Origin of the sequence: Microvirga mediterraneensis (genome assembly GCF_013520865.1) — a bacterium.
In the GTDB taxonomy this organism is placed as follows: domain Bacteria; phylum Pseudomonadota; class Alphaproteobacteria; order Rhizobiales; family Beijerinckiaceae; genus Microvirga; species Microvirga mediterraneensis.
The window spans coordinates 3,770,094-3,788,382 of sequence record NZ_JACDXJ010000001.1 but is presented as its reverse complement, the minus strand read 5'-3'; the positions used below and the strand labels follow the sequence as shown (position 1 = coordinate 3,788,382).

Genomic DNA, 18,289 nt, shown 5'->3' with positions numbered 1-18,289 from the left:
TTACCTTCATGTCGTCATGGGTGGACGGCGGTCAAGAGGCCGATCAGCGCAGCGATCTCCGCCACCTGCTGGGCGGCGCCGATGACATCCCCCGTCTGCCCTCCGAGATGCCGCGATGCGAATCCGCTGAGCGCGATTCCGGCGAGGCCCGAGAGCACGAGCATCAGGGCGATGCCGAACGGCGGCAGGCCTGAAACGGCTCCGAGGACGACGGCGATCCCCCCGGCGATTCCCGCCGCCAGCCAGAACGTCTCCCGCGCCGGTTGCCCAACCGCCCGGGCGATGCCGTCCCGGCGAGCCGGCGGGAGGAACACGAGGGGAATCAGCCCGGCCGTCCGGGACAGGGACGCCACGATGAGGACGGCCGCCATGACGGCGACACCATCGAGACGGGATGCGAGTGTGGCGAGCGCCCCGATCCGGAGCGCCAGGGCCAGGAAGAGCGCCGAGGCGCCGAAGGAGCCGATCCGGCTGTCGCGCATGATCTCCAGGCGCTTCTCGCGGGTCGAGCCGCCGACGCTGTCGGCAAGGTCGGCGAGCCCGTCCTCATGGAGCGCCCCGGTCGTCATCACCAGGGTGGTCACCGAGATCATGGCGGCGAGCCAGGGGCCGAGATCGAGGGAAAGAGCCAAGCCGAGCAAGGCCGCCGGCAGGACGCCGATGACGAGCCCCCCGACCGGGATCACCCGCACCACGCGGGTAAAGTTCGGCAGCCCATGGGCGTCCCGCTCGAAGGGAAGGGCGGGCACCGGCAGCCGGGAATAGAAGCGCACGCAATGGGCGATGTCGGTGGCAACCGCCCGCCAGCCACCGATGGCATCGGCCTTACCCTGCTCAAATTGCTCCGACATGCTTCACCCCGCGTGCATGGGTCGTTATAGGTCACGCCTCTTCGTGTTCTGCAATGCCCCCAGGGGCCGGAGCCCTCCATGTCCGATGCCGTGTCCTCACCTTTCGACGATATCCGCCGCCTGATCACGACCATGCCGGGTCCTGACGAGGCCGCCGTCAAGGCCGTGCAGGCGCGTGATCGCCAGCTCACCAAGCCCTCCGGGAGCTTGGGGCGTCTGGAGCGAATCGCCGAATGGCTGGCGGCCTGGCAGGCGAAGCCCGTTCCGACCGTCGACCGCCCCCTCGTCTGCGTCTTCGCGGCGAGCCATGGCGTGACCGCCAAGGGCGTCTCGGCGTTCCCCTCCGAGGTGAACCGCCAGATGCTGGAGAACTTCGCCGCCGGCGGGGCGGCCATCAATCAGATCTGCGCCGCCTACGGACTGGGCTTCAAGGTGTTCGACCTCGCCATCGACATGCCAACGGGCGATATCACCGAGGCCGACGCCATGGACGAGAAGTCCTGCGTCGCCACCATGGCGTTCGGCATGGAGGCGATCGCCGGCGGGACCGATCTGCTTGCCATCGGCGAAATGGGAATCGGCAACACCACGATTGCCGCAGCCATCTACAAGGCGCTTTACGGCGGATCGGCCGAGCATTGGGTCGGGCGCGGCACGGGGGTTGACGACGAGGGGCTCAAGCGCAAGGTCGCGGCGGTCGAGGCAGCCATCGCCCATCACGGCGACAGTCTCAAAGATCCTCTCGAAGTGCTGCGCCGCCTCGGTGGGCGCGAGATTGCCGCCATGGCGGGCGCCATTCTCGCGGCGCGCCTGCAACATATCCCCGTGATCCTCGACGGCTACGTGGCCACCTCTGCGGCGGCCGTCCTTCACGCCATCCACCCCTCGACCATCGATCACTGCATCGCCGGCCATCTGAGCGCCGAGGGCGCGCACCAGGATGTGCTGACTCGCCTCGGCAAGGTGCCGCTGCTGGCGCTCGGGATGCGGCTCGGCGAAGGGTCCGGCGCGGCTCTGGCAGCCGGCCTCGTGAAGGCCGCGGCGGCGGTACATCGGGACATGGCCACCTTCGGGCAGGCGGGAGTTTCCGAGCGCCTGTCGTGAGGTTCCGGCGTCGTCGCTCCCGGTCGAGCGGCATCACCTCCCTGATCGTCGCTTTGGCGCTCGCCGGCGGGGCGGGGCTTGCAATGAAGCCGAACGGGCGCTCCCTCGAGGGCAGGGCCCAGGTGACCGATGGGGACACGATCCGCATCGGCGAGACCCGCATCCGCCTCAAAGGGATCGATGCGCCCGAGATCCGGCAGAACTGCTCCCGTTCCGGCCGCTCCTATGCCTGCGGCGAGACTTCCCGCCGGGCCCTCATCGATCTCGTCTCCGGCGAGACGGTGCGCTGTCGCGCCACCGGCCGCGACCGCTACCAGCGCGTCCTCGCACGGTGCACCGTGAACGGCCGGGACATCGGCGCCCGCATGGTGGAGGAGGGCTGGGCCGTCTCCTACGGGCGCGATTACGATCCTGAGGAAACCCGCGCCCGCAAGCGCCCCGCCGGGCTCTGGGAAGGTGATTTCGAGCGTCCGCAGGATTGGCGCAGGCGCAACTCGTGACGGGAGCGACGTCGTGTCGTTCCCGGGGTGTCTCCTTCGCCTGGGCCTCGATCCCCATCTGATGGGCATGAATCCCTCTCCGACCTTCGACGATCTTGCCGCTCATTTGCGGGCTTGCCGGATCTGCCGCGATGCGCCGCGCTTCGGCGCGGCCCTCCCGCACGAGCCGCGTCCGATCATCCAGGGCAGCGCCACGGCGCGGCTGTGCATCGCCAGCCAGGCGCCCGGAACCCGCGCCCATGCCAGCGGCATCCCGTTCGACGACCGGTCGGGCACGCGGCTGCGCGACTGGCTCGGCCTCGACCGGGCGACCTTCTACGATGCTTCCAAGGTTGCCATCGTGCCCATGGGCTCATGCTTTCCGGGCCAGGATGCCAATGGCGGCGATCTCGGCCCGCGCCGGGAATGCGCCGAGGCCTGGCGCCGGCCGCTCTTCCAGGCGCTTCCCAGTCTCGATCTCGTCCTCCTGATCGGCCAATATGCCCAGGCTTGGCACATGGGGGACGATTTCAAGGATGGACTGACCGAGACCGTCCGGCGTTGGCGGACAATCCTCGATCACCCGCTAAAACCCCGCATCCTGCCGTTGCCGCATCCATCCTGGCGCAACAACGGGTGGCTTAAGACTAATTCCTGGTTCGAAGCCGAGCTTTTGCCGGTTCTCCGCTTCGAGATCCGTTCTATGTTCGCTCTCGACGACAAGGAGCTTTGAGGCATGAGCCCGACGACCCTGCGCTGCACCGTCGACGGAGCGGTTGCGACCATCACTCTGGCGCGGCCCGAAAAGATGAACGCGTTCAACGCCGAGATGCACGCGGACCTGCGGGACGCGCTGGACCGGTGCGAGCGCGACGAGTCGGTGCGCGTGGTGGTGCTGACCGGGGAGGGCCGGGCGTTCTCCTCGGGCCAGGACCTGACGGTGGACCTGAAGCGCGACGAGAAGGGCCGGGTCGATCTCGGGCCCGCGCTCACCCGCGATTACAACCCGCTGGTGCTCAGGCTCGCCAATTACCCGAAGCCGACCATCGCCGCCCTGAACGGCCCGGCGGTCGGTGCCTCCATGAACATCGCGCTCGCCTGCGACATCGTCGTGGCGGCCCGCTCCGCCTATCTGCAGGAGGCCTTCGCCAAGATCGGCCTGATTCCGGATGCCGGCGGCACCTGGATCCTGCCGCGTCTCGTCGGCCCCAAGCAGGCGCTCGCCCTGATGCTGAGCGCCGAGGCCCTACCGGCCGAGGAGGCCCAGAGGATGGGCCTCGTCTACAAAGTGTTCGACGATGCCTCGTTTGCGGTCGACGTGGCGGCTTTCGCCGCAAGGCTTGCCGAGGGGCCGGGGCTCGCGTATCGCCTCACCAAGCAGGCGGTGGGACAGAGCTTGGCGAACGATCTCGAAACCCAGCTCGACCTTGAGGCAAGGTTGCAGGCCGAGGCCGGATCGAGCCACGACTTCATGGAAGGCGTCGCGGCATTCCGCGAGAAGCGAGCTCCCCGGTTCGAGGGACGATAAGGAGAAACCCGATGCGCCCGACTTACTGGATTCTCGGTCTCGCCACGTTGAGCATCGTCATCGGACTCTTCATGTCGCGCGATCCCGAACGCGCCGAGCGCCTCAATCAGATGTACCGGGACGCGGCCCTGACGGGTGAGACCCGCCAGCTGGTGATCATGGGCCTCGCCGTCGCCATCGGAGCCTTCGTGGTCTACCTGACGATGACGCGGCGGTGATGCGCCGCGTCACCGCAGAGTTGTGCTCTTGCTTTCTCAGACGACGAGGAAGTCTCCGTTGGTCATCTTGAGGTTCTTGGTGACGGTGGCGAACTGGATCGCCTCGGCCACCCCGGTGCCGTCCTTGTCGTAGAACAGCGCCCCCGTCTTCTTGTTGTAGATCACATGATCGTCCCGATCATGGGCGGCGCTGCCAACGTAGAACTCGCCCTTCTTGAGCACGCCCTTCTTGGCAATCTTTGAGAAGACGCTCTTGGCCAGATGGATCGTGTCGTCGGCCACGACGAAGTCGGTGATCTTGTCCAGGTTCTGCTTCTTGTTCAGCTTGTTCGTCTTCGACAACTTGATATCGAACACGAAGATGTCTCCTCCTGCGCCACCCTCGAGCGTGTCGTTGCCGGCGCCGCCTTTCAGCACGTCATTACCTTCGAGGCCATAAAGTCGGTCGTTTCCTGCAAGACCGGAGAGGGTATCGTCACCCGTGTCACCGATGAGCACATCAGCGTCGGCTGTTCCGGTCCGGGTAATGGAAACCGGCGGCGTCGACTCGGCAACGTCGGTCACGCTGATTGTGAAGGATCCGGAGGTCACGCCCGCATAGCCGTCGCGAGACTCGATCGTGATCGAGTATTGCCGCACGGTCTCGAAATCGAGCACCTTCTTCAGAACAAGATTGCCGTTCTCGATGGCGAACGTGCCGGTGGGATCCGTGATCGTATAGGTGAGCGCGTCTCCATCCGCGTCTTGTGCTGAAAGAGGAGTGATGACGGAGTTGATCACCGCATTCTCGGCGACCGTGGAGCGCGCGAGAGTGAGATTGGTAGGGTTGGCATTCCTCAAGCCGATCGTTTCGTACTCCACCAAGAAGGATAAGGCATTGCTTACGCTGATGTCGTTCCATTGTCCGGGCGAGCCGATTCCACCCGCTGGATAGGGCCATCTATTAACGGCAAGGGCCCCGCCGTCTTGCCCATTGGGGCTGTATTGCGGATCCGTATAATCATCCGGCTCGCTACCCAGCGAACCCGATCCCCAGTTCGCGTAAGCGACGTCTGTACCGTCGGCCCACTTCCACTGCCCTTCGTTTGTGATGTCGTTCGCGCCAAGCCAAACATATACGGCGCCTCCGCCATCGGGTGCCGCATAGTATCCCCACGTCTCTAACGAGGCTTGTCGGAGCACGTAAGCAATGATTGCTGCATTCTCTTCGGCCGACTCGATTTTCGCGAGATGGCCACCGAGGAGATTCGCGGCTCCATTCGCCTCACTCCACGTGCTGGGATCCAGCCGGACTTCATATGCGTGGCCATTGAAATGCAGATAACCCATAGAATCCCCCAGGAATATATAATGTTACAATGCACTAAAACAGCATAGCTCGAGTGGCAACAGCGAAGGTCGAACCAGGGGAGACTCTGGCTTGACCGTTTGATACGTTCAGAACCCGTTCAACTGCCTTGGCCTTATCTGCATAAAGACCCGTAAGGGCGACAAAGGGGTGGGTAATCCGTGTCTCGTCTGAAACGTGCTACCGTTTTCATCGGCCTCGCGCTGACGGCTATCATCGGCCAGGCGGCCGTTGCGTCCGCTCAGGACCGCCTCGCCCTCGTGGTCGGGCAGGGCGCCTATCTGGGTCGCGAGCTTCCGACCGCCGTCAACGATGCCGGCCTGCTCGCCCAGACCCTGACCGGCGCCGGGTTCGAGGTGATCCAGGGACGCGATCTCGGTGCCGGCGATCTGCGCAGCCTCGTCCGCGACTTCCTCGACAAGAGCCAGAACCTGGAGCCCGGCTCCACGGTCATGGTCTACCTGGCCGGCTACGGCGTCCAGCTCGAAGGCGAGAATTACCTGCTGCCGGTCGATGCCCGTGTTGAGCGCGACGTGGACGTTCCCCTCGAAGGCTTCCGCCTGTCCGACCTCGTCCGCTCCCTCGAGCGGAGTCCCGCTCAGGCGCGGGTGATCGTCGCCGACATGGCGCGGGATTATCCGCTCGCGTCCACGGGCGGACCGACAGCCAGGGGCCTTGCCCTGATGGAGCCGCCCGCCGGGTTCCTGATGGCCTTCTCCTCGGCTCCCAACATCGTCGCGGCCGATGATAAGGGGCCTTACGGGGCCTATGCGACGGCCCTGGCGGAGATGATCCGCCAGCCGGGGATGCCCCTCGACGAGGTTTTCGCCCGCGCGCGCCTGAGGACGCACGAGGCCACGAACGGCCTGCAGATCCCCTGGCATTCGGCCAATCTCGGAAGCGGCTCCTTTGTCTTCTTCGAGCAGGCGGAGGCGGCGGCCGCGCCCCTGGTGCGCGAGGTGCGCCGGATCGAGGACGTCCCGGCCGAAGAGGCCTATGCCATCGCGGTCGAGCGCGACACGATCCAGGACTACCAGGCTTTTCTGCGCCGCTACCCGGACCATCGCCTCGCGCGCCGCGTGACGGCGCTGCTGGCCGCCCGCCGCGAGGCGCTCGTCTGGCGCCGTACGCTCACCAGCAACACGCGCGAGGCGTACTGGACCTATCTGCGCCGCTATCCGAACGGCCCTCACGCGCCGGATTGCCAGCGCCGGCTCGCGCGCCTGTCCGCGCCCTATGCGCCGCCGGTCGACTTCGAGGAGGTTGTCTACGACGATCTGCCGCCGCCCCTGCCCGAGGTGGAGCGGGTCGAGATCGTGGAAGTCGTAACCATCATCCGCGAGGTTCCTCCGCCGCGCGTGCCGGTCTATCTCCTGCCGCCGGCCGATGAGGACGAGGAGTTCGTGACGATCATCCGCGAGCCGCCGCCGCCGCCGGTCATGGCCGGCGTGCTGCCGATCCCGATGGCCATGCCCGTTCCGGTGCGCGCCCGTCCGCCGCGCTTGTTCTACCAGCCCATCGCGCCGGTCACGCCGCGCGGTCCGGTCGCCATCCCGGTGGCCGCCCCGCCGGTCTTCGGCGGTCTCATGGGCAATGAGCGCGGTCCCGGTCCACGTCGCGGCCTACGCCCCGAACAGACGGTCGTTCCACGCCAACCGGGGCTTGCCGCCCCAATCCGGCCGCTTCCGGTCGCGGTCGATCCGAGCAGTTTGCGCGAGGGCAGGGGCGCTCGACCCGGCGAGGCGCAGCAGGTGCGCCCCGGGCGTCTTCCCGCGCGTCCGATCCCCCTCGCGACCATCCCTCAGGAGCAGCCGCGTCCGGGACGCTCGGATATCGGGGAACCGGCCTTCCGCCCGGAAGCGCCGCGCGGCGCTCGGCCCGCCGAGCGTGTTCCCGAGCCTCGTCTGGTCCGCCCACAAGCTCCCATGCAGGATGCGGCCCGACCGAGAAACCCGCGCTTCGACAGGGACGATACCTTCCCGCGGCAGGCCCGCCCCGAGAGGCCGCCGATCGAGATCGAACGCAACAGGCCCGGACGGAACGACTTCAATCGTCCGGATCCCCGGATCATGCCTGAGCGGGGCGCCCCCGTCGCCGGGCGCCCGGCGACAGCCTTCCCGCAACCGGAAGAGCGCCGTCCGCGCCGGGACGACCGCGTTCGCCCGCCTATGGAACGTGAGCGGCCGGCCGCCTGGGACAGGATGGAGCGCGAGCGTCCTTCGCCGCGCCCTGTGCCTCGTATGGAACGGCCGGAGGCTCCCGCCTTCCAGCCCAGGCCCGTCCCGCGCATGGACGCCCCCCGGGAGGAGCGGGCCGGCCGCGGGCCGCCGCGACCGGCGTTCCAGCCGCCCCCGGCACGAGGCTTCGAGAGGCCGACGCAGGTTCGCCCGGCTCCGGCGCCGTCCGGCGGTCGCCAGGGCGGCGGCAATGCGGAGCGCTGCCGGCCCGGACGGCCCTGCGCTGAGGAAGGTCGCTGAAACGGAGAGCGCCGGAGCCTTGCAGGCCCGGCGCTCTCTCCTGCATCCGTGACGTATCGGCCGACGCTTACTTGTCGAGCCGTGCGATCAGGCTCGACGTATCCCAGCGCCTGCCGCCCATCTTCTGCACATCGGCATAGAACTGGTCGACCAGGGCCGTGACCGGCAGGCTGGCGCCATTCTTGCGGGCCTCGTCCAGCACGATGGACAGGTCCTTGCGCATCCAATCGACCGCGAAGCCGAAATCGAACTTGCCCTGGTTCATGGTCTTGCCGCGATTCTCCATCTGCCATGAGCCGGCGGCGCCCTTGGAAATCACGTCGAGCACCGCCTCGATATCGAGACCAGCCTTCTTGCCGAAATGGATACCTTCGGCCAGGCCCTGCACGAGACCGGCGATGCAGATCTGGTTGATCATCTTCGTGAGCTGGCCGGCCCCCGCTTCGCCCATGAGGCGACAGGCACGGGCAAAGCTCATGATGGCGGGCTCGGCCCTCGCGTAAGCATCAGCGTCGCCGCCGCACATGACCGTGAGAACGCCGTTCTCCGCACCCGCCTGGCCGCCCGACACGGGAGCGTCGATGAAGGCGAAGCCCTTGTCCGTAGCGGCGGCATGAAGCTCGCGGGCCACCTCGGCCGAGGCCGTGGTGTGATCGACGAAGATAGCGCCTTTGCCCATGCTCTGGAACGCGCCGTCCGGTCCGAGCGTCACCTGACGCAGATCGTCATCGTTGCCGACGCAGGCGAACACGATCTCCTGACCCTCGGCCGCCTCGCGCGGCGTCGTGGCGGCGCGTCCGCCGTTCTCGGAGACCCATTTCTCGGCCTTGGCCGCCGTGCGGTTGTAGACCGTCACCTGATGACCCTTCGCCTTGAGGTGACGGGCCATGGGGTAGCCCATCACGCCGAGCCCGAGGAATGCAACCTTCGCCATCGTCTGCTCCCTGAATGTCTCGCCGGTTCTAGCGCATCGTGCGCAATTGTGGACCTGCTCTTTCCGGATCTTTTGATGCAGCTGGGACTGACACCCGTGACGTCATCACCGGCCTTGTGCCGGTGACCTCAATGGATCGAAGCGCCGAGCCTCGCCGTATGGGGATGGCCGAGAACTTCTATTTGACGTCGAAGGAAAAATATTCGGCTCGGATCCGGTCATAGGTCCCGTCGGCCTTCACCTGTGCGATGGCGCGGTTGAACTGCTGGCGCAGGCTCTCGTCCTCCTTGCGCAGGCCGATGCCATAGGATTCGCGCTTATAGGCGGGTTCCGCCGGTGCATCGCCGAGGATATGGCAGCACGCGCCTTCGCGGCTCTTCAGGAATTTCGAAAGGAGCAGTTCATCGGCGAAGACGGCATCGATACGGCCCACGAGAAGGTCGAGATTGGCTTCTTCAGCCTTGGCGAAGAGGACAATCTCGGAATCCTTGTAGAAGGTCTTGAGATAGGTTTCGTGATCGGTGCGCTCGATGGTGCCGATCTTCTTGCCTGCCATCGCCACGGGGGTAACGGGGCCGGGCGCGGTCTCCTTGGATCCGATGAAGACCGCCGGGATGCGATAGTAAGGGTCCGAGAAGGCGATCCGTTTCTGGCGCCTTTCCGTGATCTCCAGGGACGACATGATCGCATCGTAATCGCGGTTCAGAAGGCCCTTGATGATGCCGTCCCATTCATGCTGAACGAGTTCGCAGGTCACCTTCATCACGTCGCAGAGGCTCTTGAGGAGTTCGACCTCGAAGCCCTGCAGTTCGTTGTTGGCATCGATGAAATTGAAGGGCGGGTAGGCGCCTTCGATGGCGACGCGGACCGTCCGTGTCGATGCGGGCGCTGCATCCTGCGCAAGAGCCGTCGCCGTTCCCAGGCCGATCAGGATGGATGCCAGGAGAGCCAGCTTTCTCGTGAAGATGAGGATATTCGCGCGCATTGCCTTAAGCCTAACCGCCTGTGACACTCATGTGCCGGCTCAGCGCCGGACGGGCGTGGCGCCGGTCGATGATGAAGTCGTGACCCTTCGGCTTGCGGGCGATGGCATCGACGATGGCGCGCTCGAGCAGCTCGTCGGACGTGGAGGAGCGCACCGGGCCCCGCAGGTCGGCGGCATCCTCCTGGCCGAGGCACATGAAGAGCTGGCCCGTGCAGGTCAGCCGCACCCGGTTGCAGCTCTCGCAGAAATTGTGGGTCATCGGCGTGATGAAGCCGAGCCTGCCGCCTGTCTCCTTCACGCGCACGTAGCGCGCCGGCCCTCCGGTGCGGTCGGCAAGTTCCTCCAGCGTGTAATGTTCGGCAAGGCGAGCGCGGACGAGGGACAGCGGCAGGAACTGATCGATGCGCTGTCCGTCGATCTCGCCGAGCGGCATGACCTCGATGAGGGTCAGATCCATGCCACGACCGTGCGCCCATTCGAGCAGGTGCACGATCTCGCCCTCGTTCACGCCTTTCAAGGCAACCGCGTTGATCTTGACCTTGAGGCCCGCATTCTGCGCCGCATCCAGCCCTTGGAGCACCTTGTCGAGGTCACCCCAGCGGGTGATGGCCCGGAACTTGTCGGCATCGAGGGTGTCCATCGACACGTTGATCCGCCTCACGCCGCAGGCGGCGAGGTCCTTGGCGTGGCGGGCGAGCTGCGAACCGTTGGTGGTGACGGTGAGCTCGTCCAGCGCGCCTGAATCCAGATGGCGCGACAGGGAACCGAACAGGGTCATGATATCCCGCCGCACCAGGGGCTCGCCGCCGGTGATGCGCAGCTTGCGCACCCCCCTGTCGACGAAGGCCGTGCAGATGCGGTCGAGCTCTTCCAGGGTCAGCAGGTCGCGCTTCGGCAGAAAGGCCATGTCTTCGGACATGCAATAAACGCAGCGGAAATCGCAGCGATCCGTCACCGATACGCGGAGATACGTGATCGCCCGGCCGAACGGGTCCAGGAGGGACCGGCCGGTATCGGCATTCTCGAGATGGGCCGGAAAGGCTCCCATGGCGGAGACGTCCTTGTTGGGGTGAACGCTTGCCTTCGATGTTATGATCAAGCAGTTAGCGTGAAATCGTGTTCCGGGAAAGGGGTTGAGGCCTATGACATCTGAACGCTGGCCGACGGAACTTCGCCTCGCCAAGGACAAGCGCAGCCTTCGTATCGTCTTCGACGACGGAGCGGCCTTCGATCTGCCGGCCGAGTACCTGAGGGTGACGAGCCCCTCCGCCGAGGTCCAGGGTCACAGCCCTGCCGAGCGCAAGACGGTGCCGGGCAAGCGGGAGGTGCAGATCATCGGCGTGGAGCCGGTCGGCAACTACGCCGTGAAGCTCGTCTTCGACGACATGCACGACACCGGGATCTACGGCTGGGACTATCTCTATCGGCTCGGAGTCGAGCAGGGGGAGAAGTGGCAGGCCTATCTCGACGAGCTGGCCGCGAAGGGTCTGTCGCGGGACCGGATGCGGTGACGGACAGAGCACCGCCTAACGAAAATGGCCGGGACGAGCCCGGCCATGACGCCTGAATCCCGGATTTTAGCGCAGAACTACGACTTTCGCGCCGACCTTGGCGCGGTTGTAGAGGTCCGTCACGTCTTCGTTGGTCATGCGGATGCAGCCGGAGGACACGGCCTCGCCGATGGTCTCGGGCTCGTTAGAGCCGTGAATGCGATAGATCGTGCTGCCGATGTAGAGGGCGCGGGCGCCGAGCGGGTTGTCCAGCCCACCCTTCATGTAGCGGGGCAGGTCGGGACGGCGCTTGAGCATGGCTGCCGGCGGGCGCCAATCCGGCCACTCGCGCTTCATGGTGACGGAATGGGAGCCCGACCAGGTGAAGCCCGGACGTCCGACGCCGACGCCGTATTGGATGGCCTGACCGTTGCCGAGCACGAACCAGAGGCGGCGTTCGCTCGTCGACACGACAATGGTGCCGGGCGCATAGCGGCCGTCGAACGACACGACCTCGCGCGCGACCGGCGCGGCCTGGGCCTTCAGGGCATCTTCAGCGCTGTAGAGCGGCTGGCGGGTCAAAGGATCGATTGCCGTAAATGCCGCAGCCGGCGTCGCGAGGGCGACGAAGGCGCAGGCGAGCCCGGTCAGGGCAGCGCGAGTGCGTCCCATTATTGCCTCAGATAAAACATGGTTGGTGGCAGGTTCTGCCATTGCTTAACACAACAGCTCCGCTTCGGATCCATGACATATCAAGGTTCTGCTATAAAATTCTAGTGCGGAAGTGCCTCATTCCCGCCACATCCTCACCAATCCGTTAAAGCCAGGCTGCCGCAATTCACGAAACAAAATACTTAGGCTCGGGCATGCTTCTTTGGCTTGACGCCGGGGGTTCTGCGCCTTTAGAAGGCCCTGGTCAGGGCGCGTAGCTCAGCGGGAGAGCATTCGCTTCACACGCGAAGGGTCACAGGTTCAATCCCTGTCGCGCCCACCATTCCTTCCTGATATTGAAGCCTGGTTTATCGTGCGCGGTCGTCGCGCAGGATCGGTATGGGCCGCTTCATGCCGCCAGCGGCCTCATGATGGTCTGCACGGCGGAGAAAAGATCGTCGAAGTGGTCGATGACGAGATCCGGGCCGAGTTCGCGCACCGGCACGTCCGTGTAGCCGAACGGAACCGCGATCACCGGGATTCCGGCATTCTGCGCCGTCACGATATCGGTCCGTGAATCGCCGATCATGACCGCCCGGGACGGGCTCCCTCCGGCGCGCTCGATGGTCAGGGTCAGGTGGCGCGGATCGGGCTTGAAATAGGGAAAGGTGTCCCGGCCGCAATTGGCCGCGAAACGCCTGCCGACGCCGAGTTCGTCGAGCAGCTTGACCGAGTGCTCCTCGACCTTGTTCGTGCAGACCGCCAGGATGAACCCTGCCCGTTCCAGCCGGTCCAGCGCCGCGGCGACGCCCGGATAGAGCTGCGTCCGGATGCAGATGTTCTCTCCGTAATGGACCATGAACTGGCGGAACAGCTCGTCGAGATAGGCGGGCGCCAGCTCCTTGCCGGCGGCCTCGAACCCGCGTTCGATCAAGGCGCGGGCGCCGGCGCCGATCATGTCGCGCGCTTTGGCGACCGGCAGGGAAGCGAGGCCCTCGCGTTCGAGAATCACATTGAGAGTCCCGACGAGATCGCCGGCCGTGTCTGCCAGGGTTCCATCGAGGTCGAAGACTGCGATGGGCGAGACGATGTGCGGGGTATCAATGGCCATGAAGGTCGGCTACCTGCTGCAGGCAAGGGAATCAAGCACTGGGATGATATGGTGCCTATGGTTGATTCGTTCTTACCGGATGGAGTGGTGAATGCGGCCCCTTGGTTCCGCGGCGTTGATATCGGCAGTCCTGACGCTGGGAGGCCTGACCGGCCCCGCCCTGGCGGCGTCCTATGATTTCGTCCCTGCGCCTCAGACCGACCTGAACAGGATTTATAGGATCGATCGGATCACCGGCGAGGTGAGCTCCTGCCAATACGGTCTACAGGAAGGCACGGTCGGGGTCACCCTCTGCTACAGCGCAGGCGAGGGCGCGGGAGCCCAGGCACCCGGAGAATACGGCCTCGTCGCGTCCCGCCACGAGCGGGAAGGGGGCGTCTTCCGGGTCAATTACCGGACCGGCCAGATGAGCATCTGCTACGTTTTCGACGAGCGCGTGGTCTGCACGCCCCAGACGACCCCGTCTCCCGCCGTTTCGTCGGCCGCGCCGACGGCTGCCACCCCGAGCGGCGGCTCCGGCACGGGGGCTTCGCCGCAGCGTCCCTGACGGAGCCGGGGCGAGCCACCTCGGTCGATCACGGATGAAACGTTCTTTCTTTCAGCCCTTCCGGCATGCTAGAGGCGAACAAAACAGCTTTCGCATGCCGGGACGGACGCATTCCTAGAGGATTTCAGTGAGCGACAATCTCAAGCGTGCTGCGGCCGACAGGGCTGCCGAACTCGTCACGGACGGCATGAGGCTGGGCCTGGGAACCGGCTCGACCGCGGCGCATTTCGTGTCGGCCATCGGCGAGCGGGTCCGGGCCGGGCTCAAGGTGGTAGGCGTTCCCACCTCCGAGGCCACCCGTGAGCAGGCGCAGCGCGAGGGCATTCCTCTGTCGACCCTCGACGAGACCCCGGACCTGGACCTGACGGTCGACGGAGCCGACGAGATCGACGACGACCTGCGCCTCATCAAGGGCGGCGGCGGCGCTCTGCTGCGCGAGAAGATCGTGGCCTCCGCGAGCCAGCGGATGATCGTCATCGCCGACGGATCCAAGCTCGTTTCGAAGCTCGGCCGCTTTCCCCTTCCCATCGAGGTCGTGCCCTTCGGCCTCACGGCCACCGAGCGCGCCATCGTCAGGCTGCTGGACAGCCTGGGCATGAGCGGCGAATTGATCCTGCGGCACGCTCCCGATGGAGCCGCCTATGTCACCGACGGTGGCCATTTCATTCTCGATGCGCATCTCGGGCGCATCGACAAGCCGAACGTGCTTGCCTCGACGCTGAACAACATCCCCGGCGTCGTGGAGCACGGTCTTTTCCTGGGTCTGGCCACCGGAGCGATCCTCGCGACGGGTGACGGGCTCGTCGAACTCGGTCAGCTCTGACCAAAAACCATGACGATTGGAGCCACTTCTATGATCCGCAACGCCTCCCGCTTGGCCGCGACCTCGGTCGCGTTGTTCATGCTCGCAAGTCCCGTTCTCGCCCAGCAGGCGCCGCAACCCAGCGCCAGCCAGCTGGCGGCCGCCAACGACGTCGCCGTCAGCTCCGGCCTGACCGGCGCCTTCGATGCCATGACCGATCCGCTGCTCAACCAGCTCCAGCAGATGAACGTGACCCGCCCGGAGATCCGCCAGGACCTGGATCAGGTGGTGGCTCTCATCCGCCCCGAGGTCGATCAGAAGAAGAAGGAAATGATCGATGCCACGGCCAAGACCCTCGCGTCGCGCCTGAGCGAGGCTGAGCTGAAGGAGATCGCGGCCTTCTACAAGTCTCCGGTCGGCCAGAAATGGGTGCAGCTGCAGCCGGGCATTCTCGACGCCATCGTCCGCGACATGGCGATCTGGACCCAGAAGACCTCGGAATTCATCCTGGTGCGCGCTCGCGAGGAAATGAGCAAGCGCGGCCATCAGCTGAACTGAGGCCGGTTGCTTCGTCGACATGAAAAAGGCCCGGGAAACCGGGCCTTTCTTTTTGCAAGCGTCTTGCCTGAGGGTCAGTCCTCGACGGCCTTGAAGCGTCCCATGCCTTTCAGGACGAAGGGCAGGATCAGGGCGATCAGGGCAATGCCGAGGAGCGTGGCCGAGATCGGGCTCTGCAACAGCACCATCGGGTCGCCCAGGCTGATCGAGAGCGCCCGCCGCAACTGGCTTTCCGCGATCGGACCGAGGATCAGGCCGACGACCACCGGGGCGATCGGGAAGTCGAACCGGCGCATCAGGAAGCCGAGCACGCCGAACACCGTCAGCATGATGAGCTCCACCGGCGAGGGATTGGCCGCGATGGTGCCCATGGTGGCGAAGACCAGGATGCCGGCATAGAGCCAGGGCTGCGGGATCGCGAGCAGCTTCACCCAGAGGCCGACCAGCGGCAGGTTCAGCACCAGCAGCATGGCGTTGGCGATGAACAGGCTGGCGATCAGGCCCCAGACGAGGTTCGGCTGCTCGGCGAAGAGCAGGGGGCCGGGGTTGAGGCCGTATTGCTGGAAGCCCGCCAGCATCATGGCGGCGGTCGCCGAGGTCGGCAGGCCGAGCGTCAGCAGCGGCACGAGGGTGCCGGCGGCGGACGCATTGTTGGCGGCCTCCGGCCCGGCGACGCCCTCGATGGCGCCCTTGCCGAAATCCTCCGGGTACTTGGTCAGGCGCTTCTCGGTCGCATAGGACAGGAAGGTCGGGATCTCCGCGCCGCCGGCCGGCAGAGCCCCGATCGGGAAGCCGTAGAGCGTGCCGCGCAGCCACGGCTTCCAGGAGCGCTTCCAGTCCTCCTTGGTCATCCACAGCGAGCCGCGAACGGCCTCGAGCTTCTCTTCGTGGATATGGCGCCGGGACGCCACGTAGAGCGCCTCGCCGACCGCGAAGAGACCGACGGCAAGCGTCGTGACCTCGATGTTGTCGTAGAGTTCCGGGATACCGAAGCTGAGGCGGGATTGTCCCGACAGGATGTCGATGCCCACGAGGCCGAGCAGCAGGCCGATGAACAGGCTCGTCAGGCCCCGTACGGGGGAATCGCCGAACGTGGCCGAGACGGTCACGAAGGCCACGCACATGAGGGCGAAGTAATCCTCCGGCCCGAAGCTCACGGCGACTTCCACGAGGTAGGGGGCGAGCAGCGTCAGGCCGAGCGTCGCGATGGTGCCGGCCACGAAGGAGCCGATGGCGGAGGTGGCGAGCGCCGGGCCGCCGCGGCCCGCCTTGGCCATCAGATTGCCCTCCAGGGCGGTGGCCATGGAGGCGCTTTCACCGGGCGTGTTGATCAGGATGGCGGTGGTCGAGCCGCCATACATGCCGCCGTAATAGATGCCGGCGAACATGATGATGGAGCCGGCCGGATCGAGCTTGAAGGTGATCGGCAGGAGCAGCGCCACGGTGAGCGCCGGGCCGATGCCGGGCAGGACGCCGACGGCCGTGCCGAGAAGCACGCCGATGAGCGCGAACAGCAGGTTCATCGGCTGGATGGCGACGGACAGGCCGCTGGCGAGGGAGGTGAAGGCTTCCATGATCAGGGCCTCAGAACAGGTGCTCGAGCGGCCCTGCCGGCAGGGACAGGGTCAGGAGCTTGCCGAAGAGCAGGTAAATGAAGACAGCGATCACGGCGCCGATCAGCAGATCGGTCAGGAATGCCCGGCGCCCGAAGGCGGCCGATGTGGTGGCGAACAGGATGGCCGTGCCGATCATGAAGCCGCCGCCGACGGCGACCAGGGCAATCAGGCAGGCGAGGCCGCCGAGGATGAGGATGATCGGCTTCCAGTCGAGGCTGTCGCGGGACGGAAGATCGCCGCGCAGGGCGCCGATGCCGTTGCCGATGGCGAGAAGCGTCAGGCCGCCCGAGATGACGATGGGCATGACTTTGGGGCCGAGATCGTAGGGGGAAAGGATCTGGAGCTTGGTCATGTCCCACCAGACGAGACCGGCCAGGCCGATGAGAATGAGCGCGATGACGAGGCCTGCCACGTCGAGACGCCGCTTAGGGAATGTGGTCATGGATTGTCCCAAAAAAGAAGCGCCGCGCTCCGAGAACGCGGCGCTTCCAACGGCCTTTAGCTTGAAAATTAAGACTTCACCAGCCCCACGGCCGTGAGCACTTCCTTCGTGCGGACCTGCTCGTCGGCAAGGATCTTGGCGAAAGCATCGCCGGACACGTAGGAGTCCTCCCAACCCTTGGCCTTCAGGATCTCCTGCCACTCCTTGGACTTCGCCATCTTGTCCATGGCATCCGTCAGAGCCTTCTTCTGCTCGGCGGAGATGCCGGGAGGTGCGACGACGGCGCGCCAGTTGGCGATCTCGAGGTCGAGGCCCTGCGCCTTGATCGACGGCATGTCGGCGGTGGCCTTGTCAGCCGGTGTGGTCAGGCCGATGAGGCGCAGCTTGCCGGCCTTCACCTGGCTCTCGAACTCGCCATAGCCGGAGATGCCGGCCGTCACCTTGCCGCCGAGGATGGCCGCGAGAGCCTCGCCGCCGCCGGAGAAGGGGATGTAGTTGATCTTGGTCGGGTCGGCGCCGGCCGCCTTGGCGAAGAGAGCCGCGGCGATGTGATCGACGCCGCCGGCCGAGCCGCCAGCCCAGGTCACCTTGGCCGGATCGGCCTTGATGGCATCCGCGAGTTCCTTGACGGACTTGATCGGCGAGCTGGCCGGAACCACGATCGCTTCGTATTCCGCCGTCAGGCGGGCGATGGGCGTCGTCTGGTCGAGGGTGACCGGCGACTTATTGGTGAGAAGAGCGCCCACCATCACGTAGCCCATGACCATGAGCTGGTTGCCGTCGCCCTTTGAATTGTTGACGAGCTGGGCGATGCCGATGGAGCCGCCGGCGCCCGGCACGTTGGCGACCTGCACGCTCTTGGCGATGCCGGCCTGGGTCAGGGCCTGCTGCATGGAGCGGGCCGTCTGGTCCCAGCCGCCGCCGGGTGCCGCCGGAGCCATGATCTTGAGCTCCATCTGAGCTGCCGCCGATGTCACGAATCCTGCAACGGCCGCCGCAGCGAGAGCGCTGCGCCAAAGACCTTTACGAAAATGGCTCATATGTTTCCTCCACTTGGGGCCGACTTCCAGTCGGCGTAGCCGCGGCAGACCCTAATGAGGGAACAGGGGAGCGGCAAGCGGCTTGCTCCTTTATCGTTGTTGAACCTT

The 18,289-nt window shown here is 65.8% G+C and carries 20 protein-coding genes and 1 tRNA gene; 11 read left to right on the top strand and 10 right to left on the bottom strand.

Annotated features, from left to right (window positions below; genetic code table 11):
* Positions 1 to 14: 14 nt before the first annotated feature.
* Complete coding sequence (locus H0S73_RS18050) at positions 15 to 851, bottom strand: adenosylcobinamide-GDP ribazoletransferase (RefSeq protein WP_202049824.1); 837 nt, start codon at positions 849 to 851, stop codon at positions 15 to 17.
* 78 nt (positions 852 to 929) lie between these two features.
* On the opposite strand from H0S73_RS18050, the gene cobT reads away from it, so the two are divergent.
* From cobT to H0S73_RS18025, 5 genes are all read left to right on the top strand, one after another.
* Positions 930 to 1,955, top strand: a complete 1,026-nt coding sequence (gene cobT / locus H0S73_RS18045; RefSeq protein WP_181053445.1) for a nicotinate-nucleotide--dimethylbenzimidazole phosphoribosyltransferase — start codon at positions 930 to 932, stop codon at positions 1,953 to 1,955.
* Positions 1,952 to 2,455, top strand: a complete 504-nt coding sequence (locus H0S73_RS18040; RefSeq protein ID WP_181053444.1) for a thermonuclease family protein — start codon at positions 1,952 to 1,954, stop codon at positions 2,453 to 2,455. The genes cobT and H0S73_RS18040 overlap by 4 nt, the downstream gene beginning before the upstream one ends.
* 61 nt (positions 2,456 to 2,516) lie before the next feature.
* The gene (locus tag H0S73_RS18035) at positions 2,517 to 3,167 is read left to right on the top strand and encodes a uracil-DNA glycosylase family protein (RefSeq protein ID WP_425488230.1); all 651 of its coding nucleotides are present in this window, start codon (positions 2,517 to 2,519) and stop codon (positions 3,165 to 3,167) included.
* A 3-nt stretch (positions 3,168 to 3,170) separates the two neighbouring features.
* Positions 3,171 to 3,962 (top strand): enoyl-CoA hydratase-related protein, encoded by a 792-nt coding sequence (locus tag H0S73_RS18030; protein WP_181053443.1) that lies wholly within the window; start codon positions 3,171 to 3,173, stop codon positions 3,960 to 3,962.
* Positions 3,963 to 3,973: 11 nt separating this feature from the next.
* A complete protein-coding gene (locus H0S73_RS18025) occupies positions 3,974 to 4,180 on the top strand; it encodes a hypothetical protein (protein WP_114945452.1) in 207 nt (68 codons plus the stop codon).
* Positions 4,181 to 4,216: 36 nt separating this feature from the next.
* Here H0S73_RS18025 and H0S73_RS18020 read toward each other — a convergent pair whose 3' ends face one another.
* Positions 4,217 to 5,509: a cadherin domain-containing protein gene (locus H0S73_RS18020; RefSeq protein ID WP_181053442.1), complete on the bottom strand. Its 1,293-nt coding sequence runs from the start codon at positions 5,507 to 5,509 to the stop codon at positions 4,217 to 4,219.
* 180 nt (positions 5,510 to 5,689) lie between these two features.
* On the opposite strand from H0S73_RS18020, the gene H0S73_RS18015 reads away from it, so the two are divergent.
* Positions 5,690 to 8,005 carry a caspase family protein gene (locus H0S73_RS18015; protein ID WP_181053441.1) on the top strand — a complete coding sequence of 772 codons (2,316 nt, stop codon included), beginning with the start codon at positions 5,690 to 5,692 and terminating at the stop codon, positions 8,003 to 8,005.
* A gap of 67 nt (positions 8,006 to 8,072) precedes the next feature.
* Here the strand turns inward: H0S73_RS18015 and H0S73_RS18010 are convergent, their stop codons facing one another.
* The 3 genes from H0S73_RS18010 to moaA all read right to left on the bottom strand — a co-directional run bounded on the left by H0S73_RS18010 (position 8,073) and on the right by moaA (position 10,972).
* A complete protein-coding gene (locus H0S73_RS18010; RefSeq protein WP_343058459.1) occupies positions 8,073 to 9,008 on the bottom strand; it encodes an NAD(P)-dependent oxidoreductase in 936 nt (311 codons plus the stop codon).
* 109 nt (positions 9,009 to 9,117) lie between these two features.
* Complete coding sequence (locus H0S73_RS18005; protein WP_181053439.1) at positions 9,118 to 9,924, bottom strand: ABC transporter substrate-binding protein; 807 nt, start codon at positions 9,922 to 9,924, stop codon at positions 9,118 to 9,120.
* A 10-nt stretch (positions 9,925 to 9,934) separates the two neighbouring features.
* The gene (gene moaA / locus H0S73_RS18000) at positions 9,935 to 10,972 is read right to left on the bottom strand and encodes a GTP 3',8-cyclase MoaA (protein WP_181053438.1); all 1,038 of its coding nucleotides are present in this window, start codon (positions 10,970 to 10,972) and stop codon (positions 9,935 to 9,937) included.
* A 94-nt stretch (positions 10,973 to 11,066) separates the two neighbouring features.
* On the opposite strand from moaA, the gene H0S73_RS17995 reads away from it, so the two are divergent.
* Entirely contained in the window at positions 11,067 to 11,435 is a 369-nt protein-coding gene (locus H0S73_RS17995) for a gamma-butyrobetaine hydroxylase family protein (protein WP_181053437.1), read from the top strand.
* Positions 11,436 to 11,501: 66 nt separating this feature from the next.
* Here H0S73_RS17995 and H0S73_RS17990 read toward each other — a convergent pair whose 3' ends face one another.
* Positions 11,502 to 12,086 (bottom strand): L,D-transpeptidase, encoded by a 585-nt coding sequence (locus tag H0S73_RS17990; RefSeq protein ID WP_181053436.1) that lies wholly within the window; start codon positions 12,084 to 12,086, stop codon positions 11,502 to 11,504.
* A gap of 247 nt (positions 12,087 to 12,333) precedes the next feature.
* Here H0S73_RS17990 and H0S73_RS17985 point away from each other — a divergent pair.
* Positions 12,334 to 12,408: transfer RNA gene (locus H0S73_RS17985), tRNA-Val, on the top strand.
* Between the two features lie 66 nt (positions 12,409 to 12,474).
* Here H0S73_RS17985 and H0S73_RS17980 read toward each other — a convergent pair.
* Positions 12,475 to 13,176 carry an HAD family hydrolase gene (locus H0S73_RS17980; protein ID WP_181053435.1) on the bottom strand — a complete coding sequence of 234 codons (702 nt, stop codon included), beginning with the start codon at positions 13,174 to 13,176 and terminating at the stop codon, positions 12,475 to 12,477.
* A gap of 91 nt (positions 13,177 to 13,267) precedes the next feature.
* Here H0S73_RS17980 and H0S73_RS17975 point away from each other — a divergent pair, with 91 nt between their 5' ends.
* The 3 genes from H0S73_RS17975 to H0S73_RS17965 all read left to right on the top strand — a co-directional run bounded on the left by H0S73_RS17975 (position 13,268) and on the right by H0S73_RS17965 (position 15,083).
* Positions 13,268 to 13,723, top strand: a complete 456-nt coding sequence (locus tag H0S73_RS17975; protein WP_181053434.1) for a hypothetical protein — start codon at positions 13,268 to 13,270, stop codon at positions 13,721 to 13,723.
* 127 nt (positions 13,724 to 13,850) lie between these two features.
* On the top strand, positions 13,851 to 14,546 hold the full coding sequence (gene rpiA / locus H0S73_RS17970) for a ribose-5-phosphate isomerase RpiA (RefSeq protein ID WP_181053433.1): 696 nt from the start codon (positions 13,851 to 13,853) through the stop codon (positions 14,544 to 14,546).
* Positions 14,547 to 14,576: 30 nt separating this feature from the next.
* Positions 14,577 to 15,083 (top strand): DUF2059 domain-containing protein, encoded by a 507-nt coding sequence (locus tag H0S73_RS17965; protein ID WP_181053432.1) that lies wholly within the window; start codon positions 14,577 to 14,579, stop codon positions 15,081 to 15,083.
* 74 nt (positions 15,084 to 15,157) lie between these two features.
* Here H0S73_RS17965 and H0S73_RS17960 read toward each other — a convergent pair whose 3' ends face one another.
* From H0S73_RS17960 to H0S73_RS17950, 3 genes are all read right to left on the bottom strand, one after another.
* Complete coding sequence (locus H0S73_RS17960; RefSeq protein ID WP_181053431.1) at positions 15,158 to 16,657, bottom strand: tripartite tricarboxylate transporter permease; 1,500 nt, start codon at positions 16,655 to 16,657, stop codon at positions 15,158 to 15,160.
* Positions 16,658 to 16,667: 10 nt separating this feature from the next.
* Positions 16,668 to 17,141 carry a tripartite tricarboxylate transporter TctB family protein gene (locus tag H0S73_RS17955; RefSeq protein WP_181053430.1) on the bottom strand — a complete coding sequence of 158 codons (474 nt, stop codon included), beginning with the start codon at positions 17,139 to 17,141 and terminating at the stop codon, positions 16,668 to 16,670.
* Positions 17,142 to 17,209: 68 nt separating this feature from the next.
* Positions 17,210 to 18,181, bottom strand: coding sequence for a Bug family tripartite tricarboxylate transporter substrate binding protein (locus H0S73_RS17950; RefSeq protein WP_181053429.1), 972 nt, complete (start codon positions 18,179 to 18,181; stop codon positions 17,210 to 17,212).
* Between the last annotated feature and the right edge of the window lie 108 nt (positions 18,182 to 18,289).

Coding starts and splice junctions, on each gene's coding strand:
- H0S73_RS17950 (WP_181053429.1), bottom strand. CDS start 18,181: ATGAGCCATTTTCGTAAAGGTCTTTGGCGCAGCGCTCTCGCTGCGGCG.
- H0S73_RS18005 (WP_181053439.1), bottom strand. CDS start 9,924: ATGCGCGCGAATATCCTCATCTTCACGAGAAAGCTGGCTCTCCTGGCA.
- H0S73_RS17960 (WP_181053431.1), bottom strand. CDS start 16,657: ATGGAAGCCTTCACCTCCCTCGCCAGCGGCCTGTCCGTCGCCATCCAG.
- H0S73_RS17955 (WP_181053430.1), bottom strand. CDS start 17,141: ATGACCACATTCCCTAAGCGGCGTCTCGACGTGGCAGGCCTCGTCATC.
- H0S73_RS17995 (WP_181053437.1), top strand. CDS start 11,067: ATGACATCTGAACGCTGGCCGACGGAACTTCGCCTCGCCAAGGACAAG.
- H0S73_RS17975 (WP_181053434.1), top strand. CDS start 13,268: ATGCGGCCCCTTGGTTCCGCGGCGTTGATATCGGCAGTCCTGACGCTG.
- H0S73_RS18025 (WP_114945452.1), top strand. CDS start 3,974: ATGCGCCCGACTTACTGGATTCTCGGTCTCGCCACGTTGAGCATCGTC.
- H0S73_RS18050 (WP_202049824.1), bottom strand. CDS start 851: ATGTCGGAGCAATTTGAGCAGGGTAAGGCCGATGCCATCGGTGGCTGG.
- H0S73_RS17990 (WP_181053436.1), bottom strand. CDS start 12,086: ATGGGACGCACTCGCGCTGCCCTGACCGGGCTCGCCTGCGCCTTCGTC.
- H0S73_RS17980 (WP_181053435.1), bottom strand. CDS start 13,176: ATGGCCATTGATACCCCGCACATCGTCTCGCCCATCGCAGTCTTCGAC.
- H0S73_RS17965 (WP_181053432.1), top strand. CDS start 14,577: ATGATCCGCAACGCCTCCCGCTTGGCCGCGACCTCGGTCGCGTTGTTC.
- moaA (WP_181053438.1), bottom strand. CDS start 10,972: ATGGGAGCCTTTCCGGCCCATCTCGAGAATGCCGATACCGGCCGGTCC.
- H0S73_RS18035 (WP_425488230.1), top strand. CDS start 2,517: ATGGGCATGAATCCCTCTCCGACCTTCGACGATCTTGCCGCTCATTTG.
- H0S73_RS18020 (WP_181053442.1), bottom strand. CDS start 5,509: ATGGGTTATCTGCATTTCAATGGCCACGCATATGAAGTCCGGCTGGAT.
- H0S73_RS18030 (WP_181053443.1), top strand. CDS start 3,171: ATGAGCCCGACGACCCTGCGCTGCACCGTCGACGGAGCGGTTGCGACC.
- cobT (WP_181053445.1), top strand. CDS start 930: ATGTCCGATGCCGTGTCCTCACCTTTCGACGATATCCGCCGCCTGATC.